Source organism: Salinispora vitiensis, assembly GCF_000378825.1.
GTDB classification, from domain to species: Bacteria; Actinomycetota; Actinomycetes; order Mycobacteriales; family Micromonosporaceae; genus Micromonospora; species Micromonospora vitiensis.
The window spans coordinates 1,752,623-1,778,893 of the sequence record NZ_KB900388.1 but is presented as its reverse complement, the minus strand read 5'-3'; the positions used below and the strand labels follow the sequence as shown (position 1 = coordinate 1,778,893).

General features: G+C 68.4%; 25 protein-coding genes. 14 read left to right on the top strand and 11 right to left on the bottom strand.

All coding sequences use genetic code 11. The features are described from left to right. Positions 1 to 80 precede the first annotated feature (80 nt). The 8 genes from SALPAC2_RS0108280 to SALPAC2_RS0108245 all read left to right on the top strand — a co-directional run bounded on the left by SALPAC2_RS0108280 (position 81) and on the right by SALPAC2_RS0108245 (position 7,904). The gene (locus tag SALPAC2_RS0108280) at positions 81 to 602 is read left to right on the top strand and encodes a SigE family RNA polymerase sigma factor (RefSeq protein ID WP_026184536.1); all 522 of its coding nucleotides are present in this window, start codon (positions 81 to 83) and stop codon (positions 600 to 602) included. Continuing rightward, complete coding sequence (gene lepB, locus SALPAC2_RS0108275) at positions 599 to 1,363, top strand: signal peptidase I (RefSeq protein WP_018216190.1); 765 nt, start codon at positions 599 to 601, stop codon at positions 1,361 to 1,363. Before SALPAC2_RS0108280 ends, lepB begins: the two co-directional genes overlap by 4 nt. A gap of 75 nt (positions 1,364 to 1,438) precedes the next feature. Then, positions 1,439 to 2,254, top strand: coding sequence for a DUF3097 domain-containing protein (locus SALPAC2_RS0108270; RefSeq protein WP_018216189.1), 816 nt, complete (start codon positions 1,439 to 1,441; stop codon positions 2,252 to 2,254). Positions 2,255 to 2,386: 132 nt separating this feature from the next. Beyond that, positions 2,387 to 2,857, top strand: a complete 471-nt coding sequence (locus SALPAC2_RS0108265) for an NfeD family protein (RefSeq protein ID WP_018216188.1) — start codon at positions 2,387 to 2,389, stop codon at positions 2,855 to 2,857. 2 nt (positions 2,858 to 2,859) lie between these two features. After that, a complete protein-coding gene (locus SALPAC2_RS0108260; RefSeq protein ID WP_026184535.1) occupies positions 2,860 to 3,969 on the top strand; it encodes an SPFH domain-containing protein in 1,110 nt (369 codons plus the stop codon). 138 nt (positions 3,970 to 4,107) lie between these two features. Continuing rightward, complete coding sequence (locus SALPAC2_RS0108255; protein ID WP_018216186.1) at positions 4,108 to 4,938, top strand: hypothetical protein; 831 nt, start codon at positions 4,108 to 4,110, stop codon at positions 4,936 to 4,938. Between the two features lie 172 nt (positions 4,939 to 5,110). Beyond that, complete coding sequence (locus SALPAC2_RS0108250; RefSeq protein ID WP_018216185.1) at positions 5,111 to 5,548, top strand: carboxymuconolactone decarboxylase family protein; 438 nt, start codon at positions 5,111 to 5,113, stop codon at positions 5,546 to 5,548. 88 nt (positions 5,549 to 5,636) lie between these two features. Then, positions 5,637 to 7,904 (top strand): transglycosylase domain-containing protein, encoded by a 2,268-nt coding sequence (locus tag SALPAC2_RS0108245; protein ID WP_026184533.1) that lies wholly within the window; start codon positions 5,637 to 5,639, stop codon positions 7,902 to 7,904. Positions 7,905 to 7,957: 53 nt separating this feature from the next. Here the strand turns inward: SALPAC2_RS0108245 and SALPAC2_RS27280 are convergent, their stop codons facing one another. Then, positions 7,958 to 8,203 (bottom strand): hypothetical protein, encoded by a 246-nt coding sequence (locus SALPAC2_RS27280; RefSeq protein ID WP_162561319.1) that lies wholly within the window; start codon positions 8,201 to 8,203, stop codon positions 7,958 to 7,960. 66 nt (positions 8,204 to 8,269) lie between these two features. Next, positions 8,270 to 8,392: a hypothetical protein gene (locus SALPAC2_RS28185; RefSeq protein ID WP_263404676.1), complete on the bottom strand. Its 123-nt coding sequence runs from the start codon at positions 8,390 to 8,392 to the stop codon at positions 8,270 to 8,272. Between the two features lie 343 nt (positions 8,393 to 8,735). On the opposite strand from SALPAC2_RS28185, the gene SALPAC2_RS0108230 reads away from it, so the two are divergent. From SALPAC2_RS0108230 to SALPAC2_RS0108220, 3 genes are all read left to right on the top strand, one after another. After that, positions 8,736 to 9,497, top strand: coding sequence for a phosphotransferase family protein (locus SALPAC2_RS0108230; protein ID WP_223874133.1), 762 nt, complete (start codon positions 8,736 to 8,738; stop codon positions 9,495 to 9,497). Positions 9,498 to 9,722: 225 nt separating this feature from the next. Beyond that, positions 9,723 to 10,490, top strand: coding sequence for a DUF5753 domain-containing protein (locus SALPAC2_RS0108225; RefSeq protein ID WP_018216181.1), 768 nt, complete (start codon positions 9,723 to 9,725; stop codon positions 10,488 to 10,490). Beyond that, the gene (locus tag SALPAC2_RS0108220; protein WP_018216180.1) at positions 10,481 to 10,672 is read left to right on the top strand and encodes a DUF397 domain-containing protein; all 192 of its coding nucleotides are present in this window, start codon (positions 10,481 to 10,483) and stop codon (positions 10,670 to 10,672) included. Before SALPAC2_RS0108225 ends, SALPAC2_RS0108220 begins: the two co-directional genes overlap by 10 nt. Before the next feature lie 76 nt (positions 10,673 to 10,748). On the opposite strand, the gene SALPAC2_RS0108215 is transcribed toward SALPAC2_RS0108220, so the two are convergent. Further along, positions 10,749 to 11,624 carry a hypothetical protein gene (locus tag SALPAC2_RS0108215; protein WP_026184531.1) on the bottom strand — a complete coding sequence of 292 codons (876 nt, stop codon included), beginning with the start codon at positions 11,622 to 11,624 and terminating at the stop codon, positions 10,749 to 10,751. Positions 11,625 to 11,761: 137 nt separating this feature from the next. After that, positions 11,762 to 14,122 carry a helix-turn-helix domain-containing protein gene (locus SALPAC2_RS0108210; RefSeq protein ID WP_018216178.1) on the bottom strand — a complete coding sequence of 787 codons (2,361 nt, stop codon included), beginning with the start codon at positions 14,120 to 14,122 and terminating at the stop codon, positions 11,762 to 11,764. A 217-nt stretch (positions 14,123 to 14,339) separates the two neighbouring features. Here SALPAC2_RS0108210 and SALPAC2_RS0108205 point away from each other — a divergent pair, with 217 nt between their 5' ends. Beyond that, positions 14,340 to 15,149, top strand: coding sequence for a TrmH family RNA methyltransferase (locus SALPAC2_RS0108205; protein WP_026184530.1), 810 nt, complete (start codon positions 14,340 to 14,342; stop codon positions 15,147 to 15,149). A gap of 43 nt (positions 15,150 to 15,192) precedes the next feature. Then, the gene (locus SALPAC2_RS0108200; RefSeq protein WP_018216176.1) at positions 15,193 to 16,983 is read left to right on the top strand and encodes a PucR family transcriptional regulator; all 1,791 of its coding nucleotides are present in this window, start codon (positions 15,193 to 15,195) and stop codon (positions 16,981 to 16,983) included. Here the strand turns inward: SALPAC2_RS0108200 and SALPAC2_RS0108195 are convergent. Next, positions 16,952 to 18,325, bottom strand: coding sequence for a hypothetical protein (locus SALPAC2_RS0108195; RefSeq protein WP_018216175.1), 1,374 nt, complete (start codon positions 18,323 to 18,325; stop codon positions 16,952 to 16,954). The genes SALPAC2_RS0108200 and SALPAC2_RS0108195 overlap by 32 nt on opposite strands. Positions 18,326 to 18,411: 86 nt before the next feature. On the opposite strand from SALPAC2_RS0108195, the gene murD reads away from it, so the two are divergent. Further along, entirely contained in the window at positions 18,412 to 19,758 is a 1,347-nt protein-coding gene (gene murD, locus SALPAC2_RS0108190; protein ID WP_018216174.1) for a UDP-N-acetylmuramoyl-L-alanine--D-glutamate ligase, read from the top strand. A gap of 81 nt (positions 19,759 to 19,839) precedes the next feature. Here murD and SALPAC2_RS0108185 read toward each other — a convergent pair whose 3' ends face one another. From SALPAC2_RS0108185 to SALPAC2_RS0108160, 6 genes are all read right to left on the bottom strand, one after another. Further along, positions 19,840 to 21,456 carry a hypothetical protein gene (locus SALPAC2_RS0108185; RefSeq protein ID WP_018216173.1) on the bottom strand — a complete coding sequence of 539 codons (1,617 nt, stop codon included), beginning with the start codon at positions 21,454 to 21,456 and terminating at the stop codon, positions 19,840 to 19,842. After that, positions 21,453 to 23,114: a hypothetical protein gene (locus SALPAC2_RS0108180; RefSeq protein ID WP_018216172.1), complete on the bottom strand. Its 1,662-nt coding sequence runs from the start codon at positions 23,112 to 23,114 to the stop codon at positions 21,453 to 21,455. Before SALPAC2_RS0108180 ends, SALPAC2_RS0108185 begins: the two co-directional genes overlap by 4 nt. A gap of 709 nt (positions 23,115 to 23,823) precedes the next feature. After that, a complete protein-coding gene (locus SALPAC2_RS0108175; protein ID WP_018216171.1) occupies positions 23,824 to 25,128 on the bottom strand; it encodes a hypothetical protein in 1,305 nt (434 codons plus the stop codon). Next, complete coding sequence (locus SALPAC2_RS0108170) at positions 25,125 to 25,430, bottom strand: hypothetical protein (RefSeq protein ID WP_018216170.1); 306 nt, start codon at positions 25,428 to 25,430, stop codon at positions 25,125 to 25,127. The genes SALPAC2_RS0108175 and SALPAC2_RS0108170 overlap by 4 nt, the downstream gene beginning before the upstream one ends. After that, positions 25,427 to 25,987 carry a hypothetical protein gene (locus SALPAC2_RS0108165; protein ID WP_026184529.1) on the bottom strand — a complete coding sequence of 187 codons (561 nt, stop codon included), beginning with the start codon at positions 25,985 to 25,987 and terminating at the stop codon, positions 25,427 to 25,429. The genes SALPAC2_RS0108170 and SALPAC2_RS0108165 overlap by 4 nt, the downstream gene beginning before the upstream one ends. Before the next feature lie 7 nt (positions 25,988 to 25,994). Then, the gene (locus tag SALPAC2_RS0108160; RefSeq protein WP_018216168.1) at positions 25,995 to 26,240 is read right to left on the bottom strand and encodes a hypothetical protein; all 246 of its coding nucleotides are present in this window, start codon (positions 26,238 to 26,240) and stop codon (positions 25,995 to 25,997) included. Between the last annotated feature and the right edge of the window lie 31 nt (positions 26,241 to 26,271).

The following is a 26,271-nucleotide window of genomic DNA, read 5'->3' as shown; positions in this document are numbered from 1 at the left end:
CGGTGCCACGTGGCGCGACTTCGCCGACGGGGTGGTTGCCGGCGTGCAACCTCCCGGAGCCCGGTCTCGTCCTGTTGACTGTGACCCCCTCAGAAGAAGAGTCGTTCACCCAGTTCGTGCGGAACCACGCTGACGGGCTGCTCCGCCTCGCGCGGCTGTTGGTGCCGGATGCGGCTGAGGCCGAAGATCTGCTCCAGACGGCCTTACTCCGGCTGGCCCGGCACTGGTCCCGGCGGCTCGACTCACCCGAGGGGTACGCGCGCACCGTCTTGGTCAACCTGGTGCGGGACCGCGGTCGGCGTAGCCATCTGGTCCCCGTCCCGGTCCCCGTGCCGGCGGTGGCGGATTGGGGGCCCTCGGGAGCGGATCACGCCGAGGCGATCGCGGCCCGCGCACAGCTCGATCAGATCCTTGCGGTGCTGCCACCCCGGCAGCGGGTGACGGTGGTGTTGCGGGTCATCTACGACCTCAGCGAGAGCGAGACGGCGGCGGTCATGCGGTGCTCGACCGGCACTGTCAAGAGCAACCTGGCGCGTGGATTGAAACGGGTCAGCGCCACCCTGACGAGCACGAATACTTCCGTGGAGGAGCTCGCGCGATGAACGACACCCCGAAGGTCTCCGGCGAGGCGGCCGAGCAGCTCCGTACGCTCGCCGCGGTGGCGGCGCCCAGCACGCAGGTTCGGCCCGACCTGGCGCGCGTGCTCCTGGATCGGGTACGACGGCGGCAGCGGGTACGGCGCCTGGGTCGCGCCGCGTTCGGGGTTGGCGCCGGGCTCGCGGTGGTGGGTACCGTCGCCGCGGCCACGCTGCTCGGCCGGGGCGATCACTTTACGGTGATCGAGCCCAGCATCGCCATGGAGCCCACGATCATGGTGGGTGAACGGGTGGTTTTCAACAGAGAGCTCGCACCAGCCCGGGGCGATGTCGTGTACGTGCAGCTCAGCGACGTTGACACGGGGGGCGACGTCACCGCCACCTTCCGGGTCGTCGCCCTGCCCGGCGACCGCATCGGCTGTCCGCCCGGCCCGAGTGGCCGCTGCGAGGCTCTCGTACGCAACGGGGCGCCGGTGCCCGAGCCGCACCTGGAGCCGGCGGCGATTGCTCCCTTCCCCACGAAGGCGGTGCCGGCGGAGACGGTGTTTCTGCTCGGCGACAATCGTGCCGCGGCGCGGGATTCGCGCTACCAGGGCCCGGTCGAGATCGATGCGGTTGCTGGCGTGGCGGTGGAGATCAAGGACGCGAACGGGACGAGTCGGGCGGTGCCGGGGGCGCCGCCCCACAACGGGCCGGGCGACCGCGACAACGTCGATCCGCCCGGCCCGATTCCACCGGCCGGGGTTTCCGTACCGACCCCTCGCTGAACCCGTTGCGTCCCCCTACGGTGGGCCGGCGTGCCGGGTCGGCGGTGGGGGTCCGCTGGGGCTAGCTTGATCGGCATGGCAGGGCGTTACGACCATGACGTGTTGGCGGGGGACTGGCGGCGGCGCCGGGTCACCCCGGAGGTGACCGCGGAGCTCGACCTGGTGGTCGAGGACGCCGACTCGGGGTTCTGCGGCGCGGTGGTCGGGTTTGAGGCCGGCGCGGTGCTGCTCGAGGACCGGCACCGGCGGCGGCGTACCTTTCCGCTGCTACCGGCGGCGTTCCTGCTTGATGGGGAGCCGGTGACGCTGCGTCGCCCTTCCCGGCCAACGGTGCCGGCGGCGCGGCGGCGGACCGCCTCGGGCTCGATCGCCGTCGACAACGTCCGTGCCAAGGTGGCGAAGGCGAGCCGGATCTGGGTGGAGGGGGTGCACGACGCCGCGTTGGTGGAGCGGATCTGGGGCGACGATCTGCGCATCGAGGGTGTGGTGGTGGAGTCGCTGGACGGGATCGACGATCTCGACGCCCGGGTACGCGATTTCGCCCCCGGTCCGGGCCGGCGGCTCGGCGTACTTGTTGATCACCTCGTCCCCGGTTCCAAGGAGAGCCGGATGGTGGCCCGGGTGACCTCGCCGCATGTGCTGGTGACCGGGCATCCCTACGTAGACGTGTGGCAGGCGGTACGGCCGGCCGTACTGAAAATCTCGGCTTGGCCGGTGGTGCCGCCCGGGCAGCCCTGGAAGGAGGGGGTCTGTGCGGCGCTCGGTGTGGCCGAACCGGCCGAGCTGTGGCGGCGGATTCTGTCCCGGGTGAACTCCTTCGCCGATGTCGAGACGCCGTTGATTAACTCAATGGAGCGGTTGATCGATTTCGTCACCGAACCGGCGGGTTGAGCTCGGGCCCAGGCGCTGAGTCTGGGTGTCGTTGAGCCCTGGTCGGCGTCGACCCCGACCAGGGGAGCGTGTGAACCTACCGCACCAGATGTCGATTCGATGACACGTGCACCGGCATGTCACGATCGTGGGGTGGACGCGGTGCTGTGGATTGTGGTCGGGGCGGTGCTCGCCATCGCCGAGATTTTTACGACGACGCTCTTCCTGATTATGTTTTCGGTCGGGGCCTTCGCGGCGGCCGGCGCGGCGGCACTCGGGGCTCCCGTGGAGATTCAGGCGGTCGTCTTCGCTGTGGTCTCGGCGTTGACCGTGCTGGGTGCGCGACCGATGTTGCGGCGACGGTTTAACCTGGCCCCGAAAGACGGCTCATCGTTCGGGGTTGGAGCGATCGAAGGGAGCGCAGCTCTTGTGCTGGAGCGGGTTGACGCCGAGAACGGTCTGGTAAAGATCGACGGCGAGTTGTGGCAGGCCCGCTCATATGATGCGACCCAAGTCTTCGCGCCGGGCGACCGGGTGCAGGTGATCCAGGTGCGCGGCGCCACGGTCCAGGTGTGGCGTGATGACGTTTCCCGGCCCGGTGAACTACCTGAAGTGAAAAGGTGAATATGGACACTATTGTGCCAATCCTCCTGATAGCCCTGGCGGTTATCGCCGTGGTGACCCTGTTCCAGGCGGTGCGGATCGTGCCGCAGCAGCGTGAGGACGTGGTGGAGCGGCTCGGTCGATACCGGCGTACGCTGAAGCCGGGGCCCAATCTGCTGTTGCCCTTCATTGACTCGGTGCGCACCAAGGTCGACATGCGGGAACAGGTGGTTGTCTTCCCGCCGCAGCCAGTCATTACCTCGGACAACCTGGTTGTTTCGATCGACACGGTGCTCTACTTCAAGGTGGTCGACTCGGTTCGGGCCACCTATGAGATTGAGGACTTCCTGCACGCCATTGAAGAGATCACCGTGACGACGGTGCGTAATGTTATCGGCTCCCTCGACCTGGAGCGGGCTCTGACCAGCCGGGAGGAGGTCAACCGGCACCTCTCCGGCGTGCTGGATGAGACCACTGGTCGGTGGGGAATCAAGGTAACCCGGGTGGAGATAAAGGCGATCGAGCCGCCGCCGAGCATCCGGGACTCGATGGAGAAGCAGATGCGCGCCGAGCGGGACCGGCGGGCCGCGATCCTCAACGCGGAGGGGCACAAGGAGTCGCAGATCCTCACCGCCGAGGGTGAGAAGCAGGCGGCGGTGCTGCGCGCCGACGGTAACCGGCAGGCCCGCATCCTTGAGGCCGAGGGGCAGGCAAAAGCGGTTCGTACCGTCTTTGACGCCATCCACCAGGCGAATCCGAGCCAGAAAGTGCTCGCCTACCAGTACCTGCAGGCCCTGCCGCAGATCGCCAACGGCTCCGCCAACAAGGTCTGGATCGTCCCGGCGGAGCTGACCAAGGCGCTGGAGGGCATGGGAGGCGCGCTGGGGGGCCTGAGCCAGATGGCCGGCGACTCGCCGTTGCCGGAGGCGTCCGACGGGGTCAGCCAGGTTGAGCGGGAGGCCGAGGAGGCCGCGCGGGTCGCCGCGGACACCGCGCGGCAGATCCACGACGAGGTTCGCGTCGCTGAGGCGCAGGCATCCGGGGGCGAAGCTCCGACGGAGTTGCCCGCACCCGAGCCGGTCCCGGCGGAGGGCTCACCCGACGATGCCGCCGACCAGCGCAAGCAGGGCTGACCACCAGCGCAAGCGATAACACGAGAACACCTCATGAGGCGCTCCGGTGCCTGCCACCATCGGTCATAGGGCGGGTGGTGACCAGGTTTCGGGGCGCCTCGGCGCGTCCCGCACCGCTCGGGCGGAGCGAGGTGACAGATGAAGAAGGCGGACAGGCGACGCCGCTCCTCGGCGTCGGAAGCCGGGACGCATGATCCGGTCGCGCCACTGGGTACCCGCCGTACCGGTGGGGGGTTCGCGGTGTTGCCGTTCATCGGGGAACCGACGCCGAGGTTCCCGGCTACCGACGCGACCTGGGCATGGTCGATCCGTCGGCTGGCCCGCGCGGCGGTGTGGCTGCTACCCGCGTACGCGATTCTGTACGGGATCGTCGCGATGGCGAGCGACCGGGGCATCGGCAACGCGCCGTACCCGACGGATGGCCGCCCGCTCTTCCTGGTCAGCTGGCTGCTGGCGACCTGGTTGGGGCTGCTCGCGGTACTCGCGCTGACTGGTCTGCTGGCAGCGACCCGGAGTCGACGGGCCGCTGTTACCGGGCTCTTGTTCAGTATCGCGGGCCTGGTGTTGATGTTGCCGTTCGCCGGCTTGGCCGCGCAGACGCCGGTCTTCGGCACCACCGCCCGGGTCCTGGTTCTGGTCGGCTCCGGCTGCTACAGCCTGGGTTGGCTGGCTACCGGATGGGCGGTCGCCCGTTCCGGCATGTTCAGCATGGGCGACGGCGTGATGTTGATGATCGCGGCGCCGCTGCTCGGCCTGGCGGGTTCGTTGTTTGGTTCGTTGCAGACCTTCGGCGCGATCTTCGCACTGATCGCCGGCATCGGTATCGGCTACCGCTCCGGCCGCCTGCTGCCACGGGACATCATTCGCGACGTCACCAATGCCAGCCTTCCGACGACGGCGCCGGCGGCGCAGCCGGCGCCGTCCGCCGGTGGCCCGGCCGGGACCGGCGGACCGTTGGCCGCGGGCTGACCGGGCTCCGCCCGGATCACCGTGGGGCGGGCAGGTCCATCGTCGGGCTAGTTTCAGACACGTCGGTACCCTCCCCGGTTCTGCTCCCGCATGGTTGGTGACAGTCCCCTGGGTCCGAAGGGACCCACGTCACTGTTGACAGCGATGAGGGAGCACACCGATGGAAGCGCGCATGCCAAGTCTGACCGGTCCCGACGTGATGACAGCGGTCCAGCATCTCGGTAAGGCGATCCACGCCGGGGGCGTCGCCCCGGGCCTGCTGTCCCTGATTCACCTGCGGATCAGCCAAATCAATAGTTGCAGCCCGTGTGTCTTCGGCGCGGTTCGGTCGGCGAAGGAGGCGGGGGAGGCCGAGGAGCGGCTGCACAACCTGACCACCTGGCGGGACACGCCCTTCTACACCGAGGCGGAGCGGGCGGCCTTCGCCCTAGCGGAGGCGGCCACCCGTATCCAGGACGGGGCGCCGGGCGTGACCGACCAGATTTGGGACGACGCCGCCGAACACTTCACCGAGGAGCAACTGGGTGCGATAACCCTCCAGATCGCCCTGGCCAACTTCTTTAATCGCATTAACCACACTATTCGGGAGCAAGCCGGTAAAACGTGGTGAACAGGGTGAGGTATTGCCCGCCTGCCCGGTTTGTCCATCGGAGCGGCCTCGCGGGCGGTTAAATCGGGGAAATAGCTGGCAGTAGCCGGTGAATTGGCTGACAGTCGTCGTCCAGGCTGGCCGTTCTGCGCATTTCCTGGCAATCCTGGACGCCATGGCCCTGCCCCGTTCGCCGTTGTCTCGGCTGTTCACCGTGCTGCTCGCCGGCCTGCTCGCTGGCCTTGTCCTGGCGGTCGCCGTGCTGCCGGGCAACCTGGTGCTCGGGTTCGCGGCCCGGTCGGCGCTCGGGAGCTACTCGTCGCTGCCGGACGTGCTGCGGACCCCCGCCACCCCGCAGCGCTCCTACCTCTACGCCAACGACGGCACGACGCTGATCGCGAGCTTCTACGACGTCAACCGCACCGACGTGGGGCTGGACGAGATCGCGCCGTCGCTGCAGGCGGCGATCGTGGCGGCCGAGGACCGCCGCTTCTACGACCACGGTGGCGTGGACCTGCGAGGGATGCTCCGGGCCCTGGTCGCCAACGTGACCGGCGGCGAGACCTCGCAGGGCGGCTCGACCCTGACCATGCAGTACGTCCGCAACGTACTCAAGACCGATCCCGGGCTGACGGCCGAGGAGCGCGCCGCGGCCACCGAGCAGACCGTCGAGCGCAAGCTCCAGGAGATCCGGTACGCCAACGCGCTCGAGCAGCAGCTCAGCAAGGACGAGATCCTCAACCGCTACCTGAACATCGCCTACTTCGGCTCCGGCGCGTACGGCGTCTCGGCGGCCAGCCAGCGGTACTTCGCCAAGACCCCGGCGGAGCTGACCCTCAGCGAGTCGGCGTTGCTCGCCGGCCTGGTGCAGTCGCCCGAGGCGTACAACCCGATCGACGGCGACCAGGAGGCGGCGCTGGACCGGCGGTCGTACGTGCTCGACGCGATGGTCGCCACCGGCGAGATCACCGCTGCCGAGGCCGACACCGCGAAGGTGGAGCCGCTGACGTTGCGCCCCACCTCCCAGCCCAACGGCTGCACCGCCGCGTCCGGCGGCGAGGACGACTGGGGTTTCTTCTGCGACTACGTACGCCAGTGGTGGCTCACCCAGCCCGCCTTCGGGGAGACCGTCGAGGAGCGGGAGCAGGCGCTGCGCCGGGGCGGCTACACGGTGGTCACCTCGCTGGACCCGGAGCTGCAGGCGACGGCGCAGCAGCAGGTCACCAGCGTCTACGGGTACGACAACGAGCGCGCGCTGCCGCTCGCGGCGGTGGAGCCCGGCACCGGCCGGGTGCTCGCCATGGTGGTGAACCGGCACTACAGCCTGGCGGAGAACCCGGCCGGGCAGCCGAACTACCCGAACACGGTGAACCCGCTCATCTCCGGCGGTGACAGCATCGCCGGCTACCAGGCCGGTTCGACCTTCAAGCTGTTCACCATGCTCGCCGCCCTAGAGGCGGGGATGCCCCTCGCCACCGGCTTCGACGCGCCCAGCCAGCTGCCCACCCGGTACCCGGCCGAGGGCGACGCGAGCTGCGACGGGAGCTGGTGCCCGGGCAACGCCAACCCGGAGTGGATGGACGGCTACCGGACGATGTGGGACGGCTTCGGCCGTTCGGTGAACACGTACTTTGTCTGGCTCTCCGAGCAGGTCGGCCCGGAGAAGGTGGTGGAGATGGCGCAGCGCCTCGGCATCACCTTCCGGTCCGAGGCGGACGCGGCGTTCGCCGAGAACGACGCCGAGAACTGGGGTTCGTTCACCCTCGGTGTGGCCGCTACCACCCCGCTGGACCTGGCCAACGCGTACGCCACGGTCGCGGCCGAGGGGACGCACTGCGAGCCGCTGCCGGTGGTCTCGGTGACCGCGCCGGACGGCTCGGTGGTGCCGGTCGCACCCTCCTGCGAGCGGGTGCTCGACGCGGAGGTGGCGCGGGCCGCCACCGATGCCGCCCGCTGCCCGGTCGGCCAGCAGTCCTCGACCAACCAGTGCAACGGCGGCACCGCCACCGCGGTGGACCGGATCCTGGATGGCCGGCCGGTCGCCGGCAAGACCGGCAGCTCAGAGGGGAACGCCACGGAGAGCTTCGTCGGCTTCACCCCGCAGGTCGCGGTCGCCGGCATCGCCGCGAACCCCGACGACACCACCGACGCGGTCGGCAGTGCGGTGCAGGTGCAGGTGATCGACGCGGTCGCCGAGGTGATCTCCACCGCGGTGCAGGGGCAGCCGGAGCAGGCATTCGTCGCGCCCAGCCCGGAGCTGGTCGGCGATCCGCGCCGCCCGGTCGAACGGCCTGAGCCGGACCGTGGGCAGCCGGAGCCCGGCGATGACCGTGGTCCCTTCGCCGACCTGCGTCGTTGGCTTGAGAGTCGTGGCTGAGATAGCGCGCTCGGGAAGAAGTTCCGTGGTGATGACGGCTCGACGTAGCGGTTCTACCGGCCGACCGTGGCGTTGATCTCGGCGATGGCTTCGCGCCAATGCATCGACTGGCGTTCCTGGCCGAGATGGACGTGGTCGGCGCAGAACCAAAAGGCGTTGTGCGGATGTCCGACCCATCCTCGGTCTCGGGCTACCGCGCGTCCTACTTCTTCCTGTTCGCGGGGGCCGAAGTAGATGAGGGTGAAATGGTCAACTGGGCCGGTCTCTGAGCGACAGACGAAGCAGTCTGGGGGCTTCATGGGGCGAGTGTCCCACGCTTGATTCGGATGATCCACCCCGCGCGGAGGTCAAGCGCTCGTAACCCGTCATCTACGAAGCACGGCGTAGAACCAGGCTCCTTCAGAATTGTTGACGGTGAGGAGCTTCCAGCCGAACGCCTCGAGCACCTCCGCGGCTGCTAGGAGGCGCGTGATCTTGTCAGTACCCATCCCGCGTGTAGACGAGATGGATATTAGCCGGTAGGGGTATCCACGAAGATCGACTTGGCCATTCAAAATCGCCTCGGCAGCGACTATGCGCTTGCGTATTATGTGGTCAGGTGTCTGCCAGGTCATGCCCCACCCTAGCCGTTGACGTGTTAGGCCGTTCACGTTAGACCCCCTGTTGGGACGGCCCGTTCGGTGCGGTTGCGCGTGGTCGCACGAGCCGTCCTCCGAATGACGAGGTCGGCGGCGAGGCTACGCGACGATGTCGGTGTCAGCGGTCCCACCTGCGGTGGTGGCGGCCAGGTCGGTCGCCTCAGCGCTGGGGTTGAGAGCCGACGAAGCGGTCGTGCTGCAGGCTTCGAACCGGCTCACGCTGCGCCTGCTGCCCTGCGATGTCCTGGCCCGAGTGGGTCCTGGGGGGCACCAGGAGGCGCGGCGCGAAATCGAGCTCGCGCAACGGCTCGCGGATTTCGGGAGCCCGGTGGCTTTTCCTGACCCTCGGGTCGAGCCGCGCGTCTACCCGCAGAATGGCTACGCGGTGACGTTCTGGACCTACTACGAGCCGGTGGCATCCGCAGTGGTCTCCCCGGTGGACTATGCGAGTGCGCTGCACCGGCTGCACGCCGGCATGCGTACGCTCGAGGTCCCCACGCCGCACTTCACGGACCGCGTCCGGCAGGCCCAGGAACTCGTGGCGAGCCGCCATCGCACGCCGATGCTCACCGACGCGGACCGGGAACTTCTCGGCAGCGCATTACGCGGCTTGAGCCGGGCCGTCCGCGAGCATGGCAGCGCCGAGCAGTTACTGCACGGCGAGCCGCACCCGGGTAACGTGCTGGCGACAAAGGGTGGGGTGCTGTTTATTGACTTGGAGACGTGCTGCCGGGGGCCGGTCGAATTCGACCTCGCCCATGCGCCCGAGGAAGTCGGCAAGCATTATCCCGGTGTCGACAAAGGTTTGCTCCGCGAGTGCCGGATCCTGGTGCTGGCGATGATCACAGCATGGCGTTGGGATCGAGCGGATCGACTTCCCAATGGACGCCAGCTTGGCGCGAATTGGCTTCGCCAGCTGCGCGCAGCGCTCGACAGTCTCGACAGTCTCGGCTGACCGGCCGACGGTTCTGCTCTCATCGGTCATCCTCGCCTTCGCGTTCTAGATCGAACTGTCAACACTCATTCCCGGTACGGATGCCCCGCCCGTGCCTCCGCCGAAATTTAGGTCTTCCCCCAACGCGCCTCCATGACGCACACTCTGTCAACACCCCATGGGATGAAGACACAGCATTTGTGCACGTTGTTGGGACGTCCGAGAACATCCTTGAATGGAGGCAGGATGAACTATGCATTGCAGCGGGCCATGGTGGAGGCGGGGGAGACCGCGGAGAGCCTGGCTGCCCAGACCGGTGTCGACCCGAAAACTGCGGCGCGTTGGATTACGCCGGGGCGGATTCCGCGGCCCCGTCGCCGCCTGCAGGTGGCCACTATCCTCGGTCGGGAGGTTGAGGAGCTCTGGCCCGATGTCGTCAAACGTCGCGAGCCGGAGTGGTTGCGGGAATGGGTTGACTGGGAGCGTGAAGCGGTCGCACTACGTTGGTTCGAGCACACCTGGATTCCCGGCCTGCTCCAGACGGAGGACTACGCCCGCGCGACCCTCGCCGGCGAGGCGCTGACCCCGGGCGAGGTCGACGAGCTCGTCGCCTCCCGGATCAGTCGACAGGCCATCCTCCGCACCGACCGCCCCCCGCTGCTGACCGCCGTCATCTTCGAGGGGGTGCTCTACCAGTCGGCCTACGGCGACCGTCGGCTGATGCGCGAACAGCTTGAGTTTCTCGCCGAGCGCGCCACCGACGACACGGTGCAGGTCCACCTGGTGCCCAAGGACATCGGGATGTATCCGGGGCTCGGCGGCGGCTTCATCCTCGCCGAACTGCCCGAGGTCGAGCACGTCGCCCACGTCGACAGTCAGGCGCCCGCGCAGATCCTCCGACAGGCCGCCGACGTTGCTACCCTGAGCCGAAGGTGGGAGCGCATCAGGGGCGAATCCCTCCCCCGAGCTTCCTCCTTGGAGCTGATCAGAGAAGCGGCGGGATCATGGACTTGACCGGTGCGCGATGGCGCAAAAGCAGCAAGAGCGGCAACAACGGTGGCTCGTGCGTTGAGGTCGCCGACAATCTCCCCGGCGTCGTCGGCGTCCGGGACTCCAAGGACCCGGCCGGGCCGGCGCTGGCCTTCGGCCCGGCGGCGTGGCGGGCCTTCGTCACCCGACTCCCCGACGGCAGCTGACCAATCCGACGCCGACGCGCCCGCCCCTCGGGGCGGGCGCGTCGTTTCTGGAACCGGTGTCACCGGTCGATGGGGGTCACGGGTTGCGGGTCACCTCGAAGCCCGCACCGTAGATGTCAGCGGGGTCGGCGGCGTCTCGCGCGCGAAGGTCGGCGAGGATGTTGGCGGAGCTGGTGTATTGGTACGGCGGAAGTTGCAGACCAATCCCCTTGGTGATGCCAGCCCACGGCCCTTCGGCCTGGAATCCGTTCTCCTCGGACGGGTAGGCGCTGCCCGGCACGTGCCAGATCGTCGGACCCCCCGAGTCGCCTGGCCAGTGTTGGGCCCAGGACCGGTAGATACCATTCGTGTTGTGAGTTATGCCGGCATACCAGATGCCAAGCTGGCCCATGACGATGATTTCATTGCTGCTGAGCCACCCGGCGCCGAGGAGCCGTTCGTTATCCAGCGCGGGACTCAACGCGTTCGGGCTCGGCGTGCCGCCCGGGACCTCCACTTCACCGGTCTGTTTCAGGTACGGGCCCTGCGCGGAGAGGGTCACCTCCGGGATTAGTTCGATGATCATGTAGTCCTTGGTCAGGTGGCCCGTACCCGACCCCTCTGGGTCTTTGAAGTAGCGAATGTGGCCAATCGGGCCGAATTCCGGATCCTGTCGATGGTAGACGGGAGCGATGTTCTCGTGGATCTCCCGATCGGCGTAATCCGGGTCGTTAATGCAGTGACCGGCCGAGATTGCGATCTTTCGGCCGTAGTCGTCGGTGCCCACCGCGCCGATCGTGCAAAAGTCGTCGGGCGCAGTTGGGCTGAAGATGATCTGCATCGCATTGTGGACGCGCTTTTCTGGTACCGCACTGGCGGTGCCAACACCGAGAGTGCTGCCGAGTAGCAGTCCCACGGAAACTGCACCCAGCAATCGAACTCGCATTCGGTGGCGGAATGGTTTGGCTCTCATGTGGACCTCCTTGTGTCGAGTGCCATTCCACCGTACGACAAATGCTGTTTGTGGAAATTAATTGCAAGATTGCTGACGATTGGCTGGCCAGTTATGCCGGCGCGGTGTAGGGCGCGGGTGAATGTGGATGGTAGTGCCTACCGCTTGCGGTAGGAGTGGTTGAGGTGCTCCTGAAGCCGGAAATGGCGGAACTGATAGACCGCACCGCTCTGCCGGAGTACGCCTCGGTGGTAAGCGTGTTCCAGAAAGGCAATCGTGTTCCACGGCAGCCGGCCGGTCAGCGGCAGCCACACCCGGCACAGGATCACCCACTGCCCCCAGGCGGTGAAGCAGAACGCGTACGACAAAGCGCTGCCCAGGCCACCGGCGGCACCGATGAGCAGCGCGTCGGGCAGCTCCCAGTTCAGTGGCCCGAGAGGCCCCTGGAGCAGGTTGACGACCAGCCGTCCACCGAAGGCGATGGTCAGCGCGAGCGCGGGGGCGAGGATGAGAGCCTGTTGGCCCACGGTCGCCCGGTTCGCGGACAGGAAGTGGACCGGAGTGGCGACGAAGGACACGTCCACCGGCACCTCCAGCGCGGCCAGGAGCCCGAACACCAGCCCGACCGCCAAGCCGAAGATCAGCCCGAAGACGGCCATGTTGATGAGGGTGGCCCGGATCGCTTCGGGACTCGTGAGCGGGGTTTCCCAGTACCGCGCCCGTACGACGGCTACGGCGCAGGCACAGCCGACGCCCATCACGAATCCACCCAGCAGGACAACCGCGAACCGGAGTGTGAACGCCCGGGCTGGCGGGCGCGCGCTGCCGCTGCGGCCCCGACGCAACCGGAGCCGCACGTGGGCCGGTTGGAAGGTGCCGCCGAAGGCGATGATCGCCGCGTAGACAGTCCCGAACGCGAGGCCGGCCGACAGCCCCAGCATGGCCCCTTCCATCAGGATCTGCCCACGGCTGGCCTGGGCCGCGACCAGTCCGACAGTCCAGGTTGATCCGGCGACACACAGCGCGGAGACGACGGTGGCGACTCCGATCCGCGTCGAACGACGAAGGGAGTCACCGAGCTGCCACCACGCGAGGTCTCGCCGGAGTTGGTGGGGCCGCACCAACTGGTGGGCGAGGTAGCCGAGCCAGTGCGCGGCGCGCTGCGGGTCCCAGCTCTGTCGCCAGCGGCCACCGGCGTTGCGCCCAGGCAACGACGGTCGGTACACCGTCGAGACGAAGCCGGTCAGCAGGTGCTTCTCGACGGACTCCGCGCTGGGGAAACGGGCGCTGTCCAGCAGTTCGACCGGATCGCGGTGCGGTGCCTCGCTGTACATCGCCCGGGCCAGGGCGACCATCAGGGGGGTGGTCAGTACCGTCGTGAGGACGGTGGCCGCCGCGGACTGCCGGGTCTGCAGCTGTTCCAGTACGGGATCCCACCCCGCCCCGGTCTCGTCGCGGCCCGCCGGCCGAGCGGTTCGGGGTAGGTAGGCCGTGAGATCGTCGAGGGTGAGGTCAACAAGTTCGATGCCCGCTGCCCAGTTCAGCGGCGCCCCGGCTCCCCGCACCGCGTCGGCGTACTCGTCCCGGCGGCTGGTCAGCACCAGCGGCAGTGAGGTCGCGTTGAGGGCTTCCAGCGCGTCCCGCCGTAGGCCTTCGGCGATTTCGTCAAACCCGTCCAGGACGGGCAGGATGAGGTCCGCGTCGACCAGTGCGGCGGCCAGCGTCGGCCCGCCCGGAGTCCGGCGGGCCAGATGTGGGTGGTCCCGCAACAGCTGACCGATCAGCCAGTCCCGCAAGGTGGTGGCCGTCGCGTCCCAGGTGCCGATGTTGAAGATCAGCGGCACTCGATCGGGCAGGGTGAGGGTCGCAAGGGAATCCAGGACAAGCCGGATCAACAGGATCGACTTTCCCGAACCCGCCCGGCCCAGGATCACCAACCGTCCGGACCGGATCCTCCGGTAGACCTCGGCGATACTGCGCAGCTCACCATCGAGGTCCAGCCGTGCCGTAGCTCCCGGTGGCAGGCGCTGGACGTTCGCCGCGTAGTCCATCAGCGGTGCGGGGGCCGACCGCCAGCGCAACGGCAACGGAAACGGGTCGTGGACCTGGCGCTGCTCCTCCTCACGTTGCCACCCCCGCCGGGCTTCCCTCGCCAACGCGCCCGCAGCCGCCAGCACGGCGGCCGGCGGTGCCGACACGGGAACCCGATCCGACGGTGCCCGGGACGGCTCGCTCGCCGACCCGGTTGGGCCAAGAGCCGCGGGGGCGGCCTGAGTCATGGCCGCGGACGGGGTGCCGGCTCTCGCCAACATCGTCGCCAGGTGCTCGCGGTCCGCGGACCCGAGCTCAAGGGCGTCAGCCAACAGGTTCAGCGTTCCCAAGCGGTGATCAATGCTTGTCGCCGACTCCAGGCGGCGAATCGTGCGGACACTCACGCCGGACCGTTCCGCCACCGCCTCCTGCGTCAACCCGGCCTGATTCCGCAGTTGGCGCAAGAGCGGTCCGAGTTGATCCGTCACCTCGCAGCTCCTCCCCAGGCGCGGCTATCGATCAGCGTAACGGGAACTCCGGTCACCGATGGCCGGTGCGATGGCCTGTCGCGGAACCCAGGCGGATGTCACCATCCGCGACGCCCGATCCGCGCGACGCCCGATCCGCGCGACGGCATCCGGCGAGGTCGGCACCGCCGGGGCGGGTGGACGGGGCGTCGTCCGCGGCGTCCGGCAGAATCGTCCGGTGCCCGTCCACCAGATCACCGACCCCGACGACGACCGGATCGCCGACTACCGCGCCCTCACCGACGTAGAGCTGCGGACCCGCTGGGAACCACCGCACGGACTCTTCATCGCCGAGGGCGAGCTGGTGCTGCGGCGTGCGCTGCGCGCCGGATATCCGGCGCGGTCCTACCTGGTGGACGCCAAGCGGGTGGAGCAGATCGCCGACCTGGACAACGGGGACGCCCCGGTCTACGCCGCCACCCCGGACGTGCTGCGCCAGGTGACCGGCTTCCACGTACACCGGGGAGTGCTGGCGTCGTTTCGTCGCCGGCCGCAGCCGACGGCGGCCGACGTGCTCGCCACCGCCCGCCGGGTGGTGATCCTCGAAGACGTGAACAACCACACCAACCTCGGGTCGATCTTTCGGGCCGTCGCCGGGCTCGGCGTGGACGCGGTGCTGCTCTCCCCGACCTGCGCCGACCCCCTCTACCGCCGCAGCGTCCGGGTCAGCATGGGGGAGGTCTTCGCCGTGCCCTACGCGACGCTCGGCCCCTGGCCCGACGCGCTCGCCGAGGTCCGCGCCGCCGGCTTCTCCGTGCTCGCCCTGACCCCCGCCCCCGACGCGGTGCCGATCCAGCACCTCGAACCGGACCAGCGGGCCCGGGCGGCGCTGCTGCTCGGCGCGGAGGGCGCCGGCCTGACCCGGGAGGCGATGGACGGCAGCGACGTCCGCGTGGTGATCCCGATGCGCCGCGGTGTCGACTCCCTCAACGTCGCCGCAGCCACCGCCGTCGCCTGCTGGGAACTCGGCCGGGACGATCCGCTCTGACGGGAGCTGAGTGACCAACGTCATACGAGGTAGCGTGTCGCCCGTGTTCCCCACCATTCGGGAAGTGCTCGCGCTGGAGCCGGTGCGCTCCGGCGCGCCCCGCCTCGTCGCCGGCGAAGCCGCGTTGGACCGACGGGTCCGCTGGGTGCACGTGGCCGAGGTGCCCGACATCGCCTCCCTGCTCGGCGGCTCGGAACTGGTCCTCACCACCGGGATCGGGCTGCCCGCCGACAACGCCGGGCTGCGGGCGTTCATCGCCGACCTGGCGGCCGTCGGCGTCGCCGGCCTCGTCGTCGAGCTGGGCCGCCGCTACTTCGGCGGGGTGCCCCGGGCGATGGTCGCCGCCGCCGCCCGGCACGGGCTGCCCCTGGTCGAGCTGCGCCGGGCCACCCCGTTCGTGCGGGTCACCGAGGCGGTGCACGCGCTGATCGTGGACGCCCAGCTGACCGAGCTACGTGCCACCGAGGAGATCCATCAGCGCTTCACCGAGCTCTCGATGGAGGGCGCGGGACCGGGGGAGGTGGTCCAGCAGGCGGCCGAACTCTCCGGCTGCGCGGTGGTGCTGGAGAACCTGTCCCGGCAGGTGCTCGCGTACGACCCGGCGGGGGGCAGCGCCGCCCTGCTGCTCGACGGCTGGGAGCAGCTCTCCCGGCGGATAGCGCCAGCGGGCCGGACCGCGTACGACGGGGACAACGGCTGGCTGGTGACCATGGTCGGTGCCCGGGGGCAGGACTGGGGGCGGCTGCTGGTGCGGTGGCTCGGTGCCGGCGCGGCGCCCCCCGGGGACCGGCCGGACACCCCGCCCACCCGACTGACGATCCTGGTGGAACGGGCGGCGTCCAGCCTCGCCCTGGGCCGGCTGATCCGGCGCGACGCCGAGGGCCTGGAACGGCAGTTGCACCGCACCCTGCTGGCGGCCCTGCTCGACCACTCCCGGCCGGTGGACGAGGTGGCGCTACGGGCCCGCGCCCTCGGCGTGCCGCTGGCGGGGCGGCACCTGGTGGGCGTGATGGTCCGGTACCGCGCCGACGACCCGGCGCCGGCCCGGTCCGACGAGGGCGGTCACCGCACCGGGGGAGGCCCGCGGGCTGGCTCGGCCCGGCTGCGGGAGCTCGCCGAGGCGGTCGGCCACGCCGTACACGAGGCGCAGCTGACCGCGTTGACCAGCGCACTCGACGACCAGACGGTCGGCGTGCTGCTCGCGTTGCCGGACCGCTCCGGCGAGGAACGGGCGCTCACGGCCTTCGTCACCGCCCTGGCCCGGGCCCACCCGGACGTATTCCCCACCGACGTCAACGGGCGACGGGGCAGCGGGCGGAGCCCGGGCCGCCCCGACCCGGCCGGCACCGCCGTGATCGGCGCCGGCTCCGGCGTGGGCAGTCTGCGGGAGGCACGCCGCTCCCTGGTCGAGGCGCGGCAGGTGGCCGAGGCGGCCCGCCGGGACCGGCGGGACCTGCCGATCTACCGGCTGCCGCACGTCGGGCTCGCCGGCCTGCTCCACCTGCTGCGCGACGAGCCGTCCCTACAGACCTTCGTCGAGCGGGAGTTGGGCGCCCTGCTCTCCTACGACGCGCAGCACCCCCGGGAGCAGCTACTCGGCACCCTGCGCGCGTACCTGGAACAGGGCCGCAACAAGTCGGCCGGCGCCGTCGCCGCGCACCTGTCCCGCCCGGCGTTCTACGAACGCCTGGCCCGGATCGGTCGAATCCTCGACGTGGACCTCGACTCGGTTGACGCCTGCCTTGGGCTGCACGTGGCCCTGCTGGCGCTGGACGCGATCCGCCGGCCCGTGGCAGCCAACGTCACCCGGGCAGGTGCCGAACCCGTTCGGTAAGGGATTCGAGGGCCTCGGCGTACCGGGCGGGGATGAAGCTGGGACCCCCCGGGGTGAACACGGCCGAGCTGGCCGCCGTCTTCCAGGCCGACTCCGGGACCGCCTCGACCAGCGCGCGTACCACCGGTGCCTCGCGCCACTCCGGCTGCTCCGCGAGCAGGCTCAGCGCGACCACCGACTCCTCGACCTCGCCGACACACTCGAACGGCTTGTGCCCGTCCACGCCCAGCAGCTCCCGGTAGCCGGGTAGCTGCGCCGGGTCGGCCAGCAGGTCACCGCCGAAGACCCCGGTGATCCGCTCGCGCGGCATGAACGGCGCCAGGGCGAGGAAGACGAACCGGCACTTAGGGCAGTCCCGGCACCAGCGGTCACTCGCACCGCGCAGCTTGAACGCGGCGTTGCAGCTGGTCACCACGGCGTCGTAGCCGTCGATCTGGGCGAAGGTCCGGGCGATGTGCAGCTCCGAGAGCTGGCGCAGCAGGGAGAAGTACGGGTCGGTGAGACCGGCGTGCTCCGCCAGCGCCCCGCGCAGCAGCCCCTCCGCCTCGACGCCCTTGGACCACTGGTGATTGATCTGGTGCCCCTCCCAGACCAGGTTCGGGTCCGAGGCCGAGCGCTCATTGGACATCACCACCGGGCCCAGCCCGTTCAGCACCGAGGTGGCCACCGCGATCAGCGAGTTGATCGCGGTCACCGGGATGTGGCCGTTCAACGCGCCAGCGGCGTTCAGGTCGAACAGCACCGGGTCGATGCGCCGCCGGGCGGCCAGCGCCGGCAACCCGGAGGCGACGTTCACCGCCTCGATCACCCGGTTGGGGTTGACCGAGAACGGCAACGGGTCCAGCCCGTCCCGGCGCAGCGCCTCCAGGCTGACGATCGAGTCCTTGCCGCCCCCCACCGCCGACAGTGGTCGCCGGTCGCCGGTGTCGTACCCGACCGGTGGGGTGAGCTCACCGGCGGGCACCTCGGGGCGCAGCCGCAGCACGTGCGGCAGCGCGTTGCGGTACGCGTACTCCGCGAGGCCCTTGGTGTAGACGGCGGTGACCAGCGCGACGGCGGCCGGCCCCAGCGGAGCCGGCAGCACCAGCCGGTGCGGGGCAGCGGTCTTGTAGTAGCTGACCCCGGCGATCACGTGCAGCAGCTCCAGGACCCGTCCCAGGGTGGCTACCCGCTCATCCGAGGGAGGTGACGCGGGCAGCGGGAGGGTGATCACCTCCGTGAAACGTTGCTCGCCGTCCGGCCCGGTGAGGGCGTAGTCGAACAACGCCTCCCCGGTGGACAGGTCGAAGGAGTAGGACGGGAAGGTGAAGGCGTCCATCCGCCGCAGCTGCTCGTTGGGCACACGCCATACTAGGCCCTGGTTCGTCCGCCGTGCCCGAGTGCGCCCGGACCGCCCACCGACGTCGTCGATATTCCGAGGGAGAGCCAGTGCGCCTGTCTGACCTGCGCGGACGCAAAGTCGCGGTCTGGGGGACCGGCCGGGAGGGACGAGCGGCGGTGACCGCGATCGCCGCGCACGGCCCGGCGGACCTAGTCGCCGTGGACGACGGCGGCTCGACGGTCAGCCCGCCCTGGGACGGATTCCTGGCGACGGCGGCACCGTTGGTCACTGGCGACGCGGGGGCGCAACGGCTGGCCGCCGCCGACGTGGTGGTCCGCTCGCCGGGCGTGCCGAACACCCACCCGTGGCTGGCCGAGCTGCGGCGGCGCCAGGTGCCGGTCACCCAGGGCACCGCGCTCTGGATGGCCGACCACGCCGCCCGCACCGTCGGCGTCACCGGCAGCAAGGGCAAGAGCACCACCTCCAGCCTGATCAGCCACCTGCTCGCCGCGGTGGACCAGCCCAACGTCTTCGGCGGCAACATCGGGGTGCCGACGCTGGACCTGCCCGCGGCCGACCTCTACGTCCTGGAGCTCTCCAGCTACCAGTGCAGCGACCTGACCGACTCACCCCGCGTCGCCGTGGTGACCGCGCTCTTCCCCGAACACCTGGACGCCCACGGCGGCGAACGGGAGTACTACCGCGACAAGCTCAACCTGCTGGCCCACGGCCCGGAAACCGTCGTGGTCAACGGCGCCGACCCCCGGCTCGCCGCCGAACTCGGTGACCGGCCCGTGGTGCGAGCCGGCACCCCCGACACCACCCAGGTGGCGGGCGGCCCCGACGGTACGCCCTGGTTCCACCTCGGTGACCAGCCGCTCTTCCCCCGGGCGGTACTGCCGCTGGTCGGACGGCACAACGAGGGCAACCTCTGCGTGGCGCTGGCCGTACTCGACGTGCTCGGCGTCGACCTGCTCGCCCGCCGGGACACCCTGGCGGCGGCCGTCGCCGGGTTCCAGGGGCTCGCCCACCGGCTCACCGAGATCGTTGACCCGTCCGGTCTCACCTTCGTCGACGACACCCTCGCCACCAGCCCGTACGCGGCCATGCACGCGATCGACGCGTACGACGGGCGGGCGCTCACCGTGATCGTCGGCGGTGCCGACCGGGGCCTGGACTACACGCCGCTGCGCGATCACCTCGCCGAGCGGGAGATCACCGTGATCGGCGTACCGGACAGCGGGGCGCGGATCGTCGCCGCGCTGGACGGGTTGCCGAAGGTCCGGTGCGAGGTCACCGGCGATCTGGTCGAGGCGGTTCGGCGGGCCCGCCGGGTCACACCGGCCGGCGGGGTGGTGCTGCTGTCACCGGCGGCGCCGAGCTACGGGCGGTTCCGGAACTTCGAGCACCGCTCCGAGGTCTTCGCCCAGGCGGTCCGCGACACCGCCGACTGAGGCCGAGGAGCTCTACCGTCGTGGCTCGGCCCGGTGCTGCCGGACCACCCGCTGTCGAGGAACGGGGTCGAGTTCGACACCTCAGGTGATGTAGGGCTCCGATGTTGGCAGGGGTGGCTGTGCGTCTGGTGGGATCGAAAGGATCGGAATGGGTTTGCCGCTGGGCCAGCCCAGCCCTTCCGGGCTGAAGCTCAGGGTCCCGCCAGCCGCTGGAACCTCGCCGAGGATGTTGAGTTTCCACAGTGCCGACGCGACATGCTTGTGGGTGGGGACGGATTCCTTCCGTTCTCGAGCTGCCTGCCGGGTCGCGAGGACAGCCGTGGCGACCGCATCATGGTGCATCGCCGCGTAGCCGTCGACGAGCGCGTCGTCGGCCTCCTGGATGGAAAACAGTGCGTGCAGCTTCTGGTAGAAGCTCGGGTACCCGACCGGCATACCAGTAAGCACATCTGGTAACCCATCCTCCTGCTCGTTTCCCAACACTTCGTCGGCGCGTCCGTTCCAGCCGTCAGAGTCGATTGATGATGCGTAGACAACTCGAATTCGGTGCCGCTTGAGCAGGTCCACGGTCTCTTCGTCCCGGAGTGAGGACAGGCCGGTGCTGCCGAGCATGATGGTTAGTTGTTCATTATTTTCCTCACGGTCGGCGCAGTGTTTCCTGGCGAGGCTGGGAATAAAGTGATTCTTTAGTTCCTTCGCTCGACCGGCGTAGAAGATCCGGACTGCTTTCGCTGCACAGACCTGCGTGCTGACGTGGTCGAATAGTGGAACGGGCTCCTCCTCGTTCAGAATTCCGTTGAACTGCTGTGCGGGACCTTCGACCATGAAGTCTTCCAGGTGTTGCTCGTACGCCTCCCGGAGCGTCCGGGTGTACATGTCGGAGTTCTGGTCGTAGACCACGATTCCTCGGCGACGATCGCTGTGACCCTCGGGGTACTCCTGGTCGAGATAATTTCTCAACGCCAGTGCGTATTGGCCGTTAGGCGGCGAAACCTGAACAAAGCTGTCCGCCCGCAACGTGTCCGCGGTGAGTACCGCACCGACCGTGGCCACCTGATGTCTCGACAGCTCCTCGGCCGCGAGTTGCGTCGCGGGAACGCTCACTCCCAGACCGACCACCGCAACCAGCGGGTGCGCCCCCGTGGTCATGCTGATCAACCGGCTGACCGGCGGACGCCACTGTTGCTGGTTGCTGCCCTCGTTGGCTAGCAACAACTGGATCAGCGGTGTCGGGTCGCCGAACCCGTCGTCCGCCCCGCCGTTGGCCCGCCGCTGCGCCGCGTACGCCCCCTGCAGGCTGTACCGAATCCGGGCCATTGTCAGCGCGCTGCGGTCGTCCGACGTCATGGGCATCAGTACGGCAATTCGCACGTAGGGCAGATTGCCGTACCCGCCATTGCGTACCTTCTCGTTTTCCTTCCTGATTTTCTGTTGTATCTGTTCGATGTACGGATGGAAGACAAAGGATCCGTCGGTTACTCCGACGCACTGCCCGTCGACTCGGGAAATCCCATTACCGATTGGTCCGCAGGACAGATCCCGGTACGCGAGGGTTCCGCCCCACAGCAGACTCGGCGCGACGATCACCAGGGCCAGGACAGCGGCGATACGCCTGCGACTGCGCCGCCTTCTCTCCAGCGGCGTGGTGGGTGGCTCGAAGATGTCCGGCCGGACACGCGCGATGGGCGACCTGGTCACGGTGTCTCCTTCTGGTGCAGCCCGGCGCTCCAGACCCGAGCCAACTGCTGGTGGCAGTTTTTCTGCGCGTACAGCTCGTCGTCCCATTCCGGGTGATAGAGCGCTAACTCGTCATAGTCCCGGGCTATCTGCCGGTGTAATCCGCGGCGGCCGGTGTCGCGGAACGGGTCGGCGGCGATCCACAACCGGGCCACCAGCCCGGCGATGCAGGCCACCTGCCGTTCGTCGCCGGACCCGAGCCAGCTGGTCAAGCCACGCGCCTGCACGGTGTGCTCGACGTACGGGTCCAACCGACCGGGTACCGACGTCACGGCCTCCACCATTGCCAGCCAGGTCGTGGCACGACCCACCGCGTGTTGATCGAGTTTGCGAGTCACGAATTCGATGTCGCCGTCCGCGAGGGCGTAGGCGAGCTCGGCTGTGAGAGCGGTACGGGTGTCCCGCTCGTCCCGGTGCTCGAGCGGGCTTGCCTCTCGTAGCCAGCGGTGGACCACCGACCAGGTCGCTGCCCCATCCCGCCGCCCGGCCAGCCGGCGCAGCAGCAGCCGGCGCAGTACGGTGGGACCCCACTCGTCCCGAAGGAGCCACATCGGTGACTCCCGCAACTCGCCGATGACCAGATCCGGCGCGGTGAAAAGGTCCCGCCGTCTGACCGCCAGTTCGATGGCGTGGTGCCGGCTGCGCGCCGCCGAGCAGGTGATGAGATCCTCTCTCGCCTCGTCGGGGACCCCGTCCAGGAAGAGCTGTAGTAGCCGTTCCTCCACTGTTACCCCGCCGGAATCGCCGTCGAGTACCTCGGCCAGCGACCGCCACCGGGTAGTGATGGCGGTGATCGCCTCAAGCATGATCCGGGTCGCCCCTGGGTGACCCCCGGTGAACTGGTGGATCAGGGCCGCGAGTTGATGATCATCGTCGCGGTCCAGCGACAGATCCGTCACCATGAGGTTGACCTCGTCGACGGTGAGATCGTCTAGCCGGCACCGCAGCCACCACGGCTGTACCCGCCGGTCGAGGGCCTTGTAGCTATCGACCAATGGTATGGACAGCGCTACCTGGTCGGCGCGGTTGACCTTGGCGAGGAGGCGTCCCCTACTCGTGGCGACGACCGTGAGTGGGTCGGGAACGGCGTAGCCGTGATCGAGGTCGTCGCTGCGTACCCGAACCAGTGTTTCGAGAAGGTCGCGGGCCAGGTCAGAGTCGGCATTGTCCAGCAGGGCGACACAGTTGAGCGACCACCCCACACTTCGCCGGCTACTGGCGAACCCATGTCGAAGGTCGGCGAGAAAGGCCGCTGACATCAGGTTGTCGATGCGCTGTTGAGCACCCCCAATGGCGTGGGAGTGAGCCCAGCGATTCAGCCCAACCAGTGTGCTGATCGGGTCATCCTGGAGCCCACGGTCACGGTGGCCGTACCAGTCCTGGAAGCGGCCGAGGGTGAGCCGGGGGAGCCATCGGGTCATGCCGTCCACCAGCAGTGAAAGGGTTCCACGCACCATGCTGCTCGGTATTTGGGGCTGAATCGGTGTGAGGCCGGTTGCCGTGCCAGCCGCCTCCTCCAAAATATCGAGCATCTGGTCGAGGCGGCGGTGCGCCTTCAGCGCGTCGGTTGCCTGCTTACGGGCCAAGCCAGGATCGTCGCGGGACAGGTCGAGTCTCATCACGAGTTGACCGACAACGAACCGAGGAAAGCGAAGTGTTCCGTATTTGTTGCACCTGCGTGACAGTTCGAAGGCGAGCGCGGACAGGAGATTGGTGACAGTGGCGTCGCGGTCGGCTCGGGTGGTAACCGTGGCCAGATCAACAAAAGCGTAGGGTACGCGCTGATGAAGTAGTTCAGCCATCGCCTCCAGTAGGGCTGTTTTGCCGCCACCGGCCGGGGCTTCGAGGACAATTACCGGAGACCTTGTGGTGGTGGGGCGACCGCCTTCGTTGAGAGGTCGTTCCATCAGGGCCCGAACCAATGTCACAGCATCTAGGCGGCCGTAGACCTGCTTCGCAACCAAATCGCCTACACCCTTCTGAGGATGTAACGTCCGAATGCTCCGGCTAGCCACGTCTTTAGATGACAAAGACCAGCGAACTATCTCTGGTGGACGCCCGACGTCTTATGTCAGGCGTCACACTCTACTTGATAGTGTTACCCCCGGTTTCAGTTGTCAAAAATCTGACAAAGGAATCACGTAACCGGCTGCCCCGCCAGGCGGCGGACCTCTTGACCCAGCCTGGGTTCAGGTCGGGTCGACCAGTGCGTACGGCTGGACTGAGGAGGTTCATATGCCCGCCACGGCGACCGGAGCGGCGGCGATGCGGAAGCCCTCAGGGGGTTGGACGGGGTTGCGTGGCGAATTCGAGCTGAGTGCTGGTTGGTCAGACGGTGGGCCGGTCCGGTCGGGGTGTCCAGGTGATGCGGTCGGTCCACGCGCTGGCACCGACCTCGGTGGCCGGGAACGGCGTCGCATCGTGGCTGCGGGTGCCGAGGTTTGGGCGTTCCTTGCGTTCCTGCTCCTCAACCCGGATGAGGTTGGCCATGGCGTCTGCATGCCGGGCTTCCGCGTTGATTAGAAAGTCGGTGAAGCCCCGCACGACATTGAGAAATGCCTCCTCCGGGTTGGTGCAGGCGGAGAAGGGACTGTTGACGGCATCGAGGTAGCTGTCCAGGGCAGTGATGAGGGTGCTGATGTGTTCGTAGCCGAGGGCGGCGTAGGCGTTGCGGAGGCCCTCGAGCATGGTGGCGGCGCGTGTGCCTTCGTCGGCCAGCCAGCGGGCCTGCGCCTCGAGTTGGGTGAGGTAGGTCGTCGCGCGGCCGGCGTACTGGGTGAAGGCTTGGGAAGCGCTGCCTTCCCAGTAGAGCTTGAGGTTGGCCGCCTCGCCGGCCATCTCGGCGGACAGTTCGCTGTAGGTGTTGGCGACAGAGTGGATCAGGTCGGCACGGTTGTGAATGATCGGAGGCACCGATCGCCAGGCATGGATCATGAGATCGGTCAGCGGAAGTAGGTCACCGGTGCCCAGCCGGATCAGGAGACCCTCGAGTTGCAGCAGCGTGCTCCGATGTTCCTTGATGAAGGTGTCGAGTTGGTCGCCACTGCCGTTCTCGTAGTAGGTGGTGCGCCCGCCCTCGAAGCTGAAGTCGCTATAGATCGTCAGCGGTTCTTCGACGACCCGGGTGTGGGGCAGCGTCTCGGCGCGGGTGGCGGCAAGCCGTTCGTTGTCGTCGGGGATCGCCAGGATGGGGGTGTCGCCCGGCTGCGGCCGACTTGGTGGCGGTGCGATGATCCCGGCTCCGCCGGCGCGGACACGGATCGGGTTGCCGTAGCCGGCACCGAGGGGCAGGTAGGGCTGCAGGTCCCGGTTGACTACGTCGAAAGTGGTTGCCACCTGTAGGTCGGTGCCTTCGTAGTCCGCCGCGATCTGGAGTAGCCCGTCGGCCATTCGTTCCATCTCGTCACGGGCCTGATCAGCCTCGGCGGTCCGGTAGCTGAGTGCGTCAGCCCAGTCTCGGTGGAGCCGGTCGGAGATGCCCTCGAGAGTGCCCCACGCCGAGCGGGGCACGGATCCGATGTCGGTGAGATAGCGGCGGATGGCGCTGTAGGTGGTGCCATCCTCGTAGCGTTCCCGACCGAAGGCCACCAGGGCCTGCGTCTCAACGGTAAGGGCGGAGATGTCGGTATTCACCGCGTCTGCTCCTGGCTATCCGAGGGCTGGGGCGGCGTGAACTCCTCGACGCCCAGCGACGAGCCGAAGTAGTCGATCCGGAGTTGTTGGTACTGCCGTCGATGGTCGGCGACCGCAGCTATCAGCGCGGTGCGGATCTCGGCGGCGACCTCCTCTTCGGTGCAGCGGCGCAGCAGGCCGGGGCGGATGCGCACGTCAAGATCTCCATCGTGATGGCGGACAACTTCCACCCATTGGTTGGTGGAGAGACCGACGGCCCGGATGCGACCCACATCAGCGAAGTATCGGGTCAGACTGTTCACCGGGTTCCCTCGTCCGTAGTCGTCAGGGTCATCGTGAGGTTGGCGATCCGCTGCACGGTGGCGTTGGTGTAGGAGACGGTCTGTTCTTCCGGCCGGTCAGGGCCGGCAAACGAGGCGCTGACGTGGGTGTAGCGCCACTCCGAGACTGCGTAGACAGTGGCGAACACCTTGTCGTTAATCAGATCCAAGCAGGATCTCGCTATCCGGTACCGCTCGGCACCCGGAAAAGGGATCTCTCTGCCATAGCAGGGGCTGCCCATGACCATTTTTTGTAGCGTTGCGGCATCGCCACCATCAATAATGCTTATCCGAACCTCGCCGGTGTACGCCTGGTCGGCGGAGGCTAAGTCGAACTCGCAAACCAGGAGATGGCTCGGGTCCGGCTGGGTGTGCGTCACCGTCCACGATCCGGGTACCGTGTCCGGCAGCATCGCGGCCACTTCGTCGCAGGACGGCAACGCGGCTCGCTCGCTCCACGGTGCCCACTGCCACAATCCGATGACTCCCAGACCCAGGGCAGCGACCGTGGTAACTGCTATCAGCCGCTTTCTTCCCACCGGCTACTCACCTCCAGCCAGGGCGGCGCAGGTCCTGACCAGACTGGTCATCCTGGGCCGGCTGTTGCAGGTGGGCCAAGGCCAACCGGGCCGCTGCCCGTACCTGCCGGGCCAGCGACTCCTCGGTGTGGCGGTGCAGACTCCGTACCCGCACATCCACCTGCCCGTCGGGCGAGGCGATGATCCGAATTGTGTGATCCGGTGAGTGCACGTCTGTGCCAGGCTCGACGTGCACTCGGGAGTCGGTCGTCATCGGACCGATGTCTTTCCGGTAGTGCCTGCCG

Coding starts and splice junctions, on each gene's coding strand:
- lepB (WP_018216190.1), top strand. CDS start 599: ATGAACGACACCCCGAAGGTCTCCGGCGAGGCGGCCGAGCAGCTCCGT.
- SALPAC2_RS0108270 (WP_018216189.1), top strand. CDS start 1,439: ATGGCAGGGCGTTACGACCATGACGTGTTGGCGGGGGACTGGCGGCGG.
- SALPAC2_RS0108260 (WP_026184535.1), top strand. CDS start 2,860: ATGGACACTATTGTGCCAATCCTCCTGATAGCCCTGGCGGTTATCGCC.
- SALPAC2_RS0108255 (WP_018216186.1), top strand. CDS start 4,108: ATGAAGAAGGCGGACAGGCGACGCCGCTCCTCGGCGTCGGAAGCCGGG.
- SALPAC2_RS0108250 (WP_018216185.1), top strand. CDS start 5,111: ATGCCAAGTCTGACCGGTCCCGACGTGATGACAGCGGTCCAGCATCTC.
- SALPAC2_RS27280 (WP_162561319.1), bottom strand. CDS start 8,203: ATGAAGCCCCCAGACTGCTTCGTCTGTCGCTCAGAGACCGGCCCAGTT.
- SALPAC2_RS28185 (WP_263404676.1), bottom strand. CDS start 8,392: ATGGGTACTGACAAGATCACGCGCCTCCTAGCAGCCGCGGAGGTGCTC.
- SALPAC2_RS0108225 (WP_018216181.1), top strand. CDS start 9,723: ATGAACTATGCATTGCAGCGGGCCATGGTGGAGGCGGGGGAGACCGCG.
- SALPAC2_RS0108220 (WP_018216180.1), top strand. CDS start 10,481: ATGGACTTGACCGGTGCGCGATGGCGCAAAAGCAGCAAGAGCGGCAAC.
- SALPAC2_RS0108215 (WP_026184531.1), bottom strand. CDS start 11,624: ATGAGAGCCAAACCATTCCGCCACCGAATGCGAGTTCGATTGCTGGGT.
- SALPAC2_RS0108180 (WP_018216172.1), bottom strand. CDS start 23,114: ATGAGACTCGACCTGTCCCGCGACGATCCTGGCTTGGCCCGTAAGCAG.
- SALPAC2_RS0108160 (WP_018216168.1), bottom strand. CDS start 26,240: ATGACGACCGACTCCCGAGTGCACGTCGAGCCTGGCACAGACGTGCAC.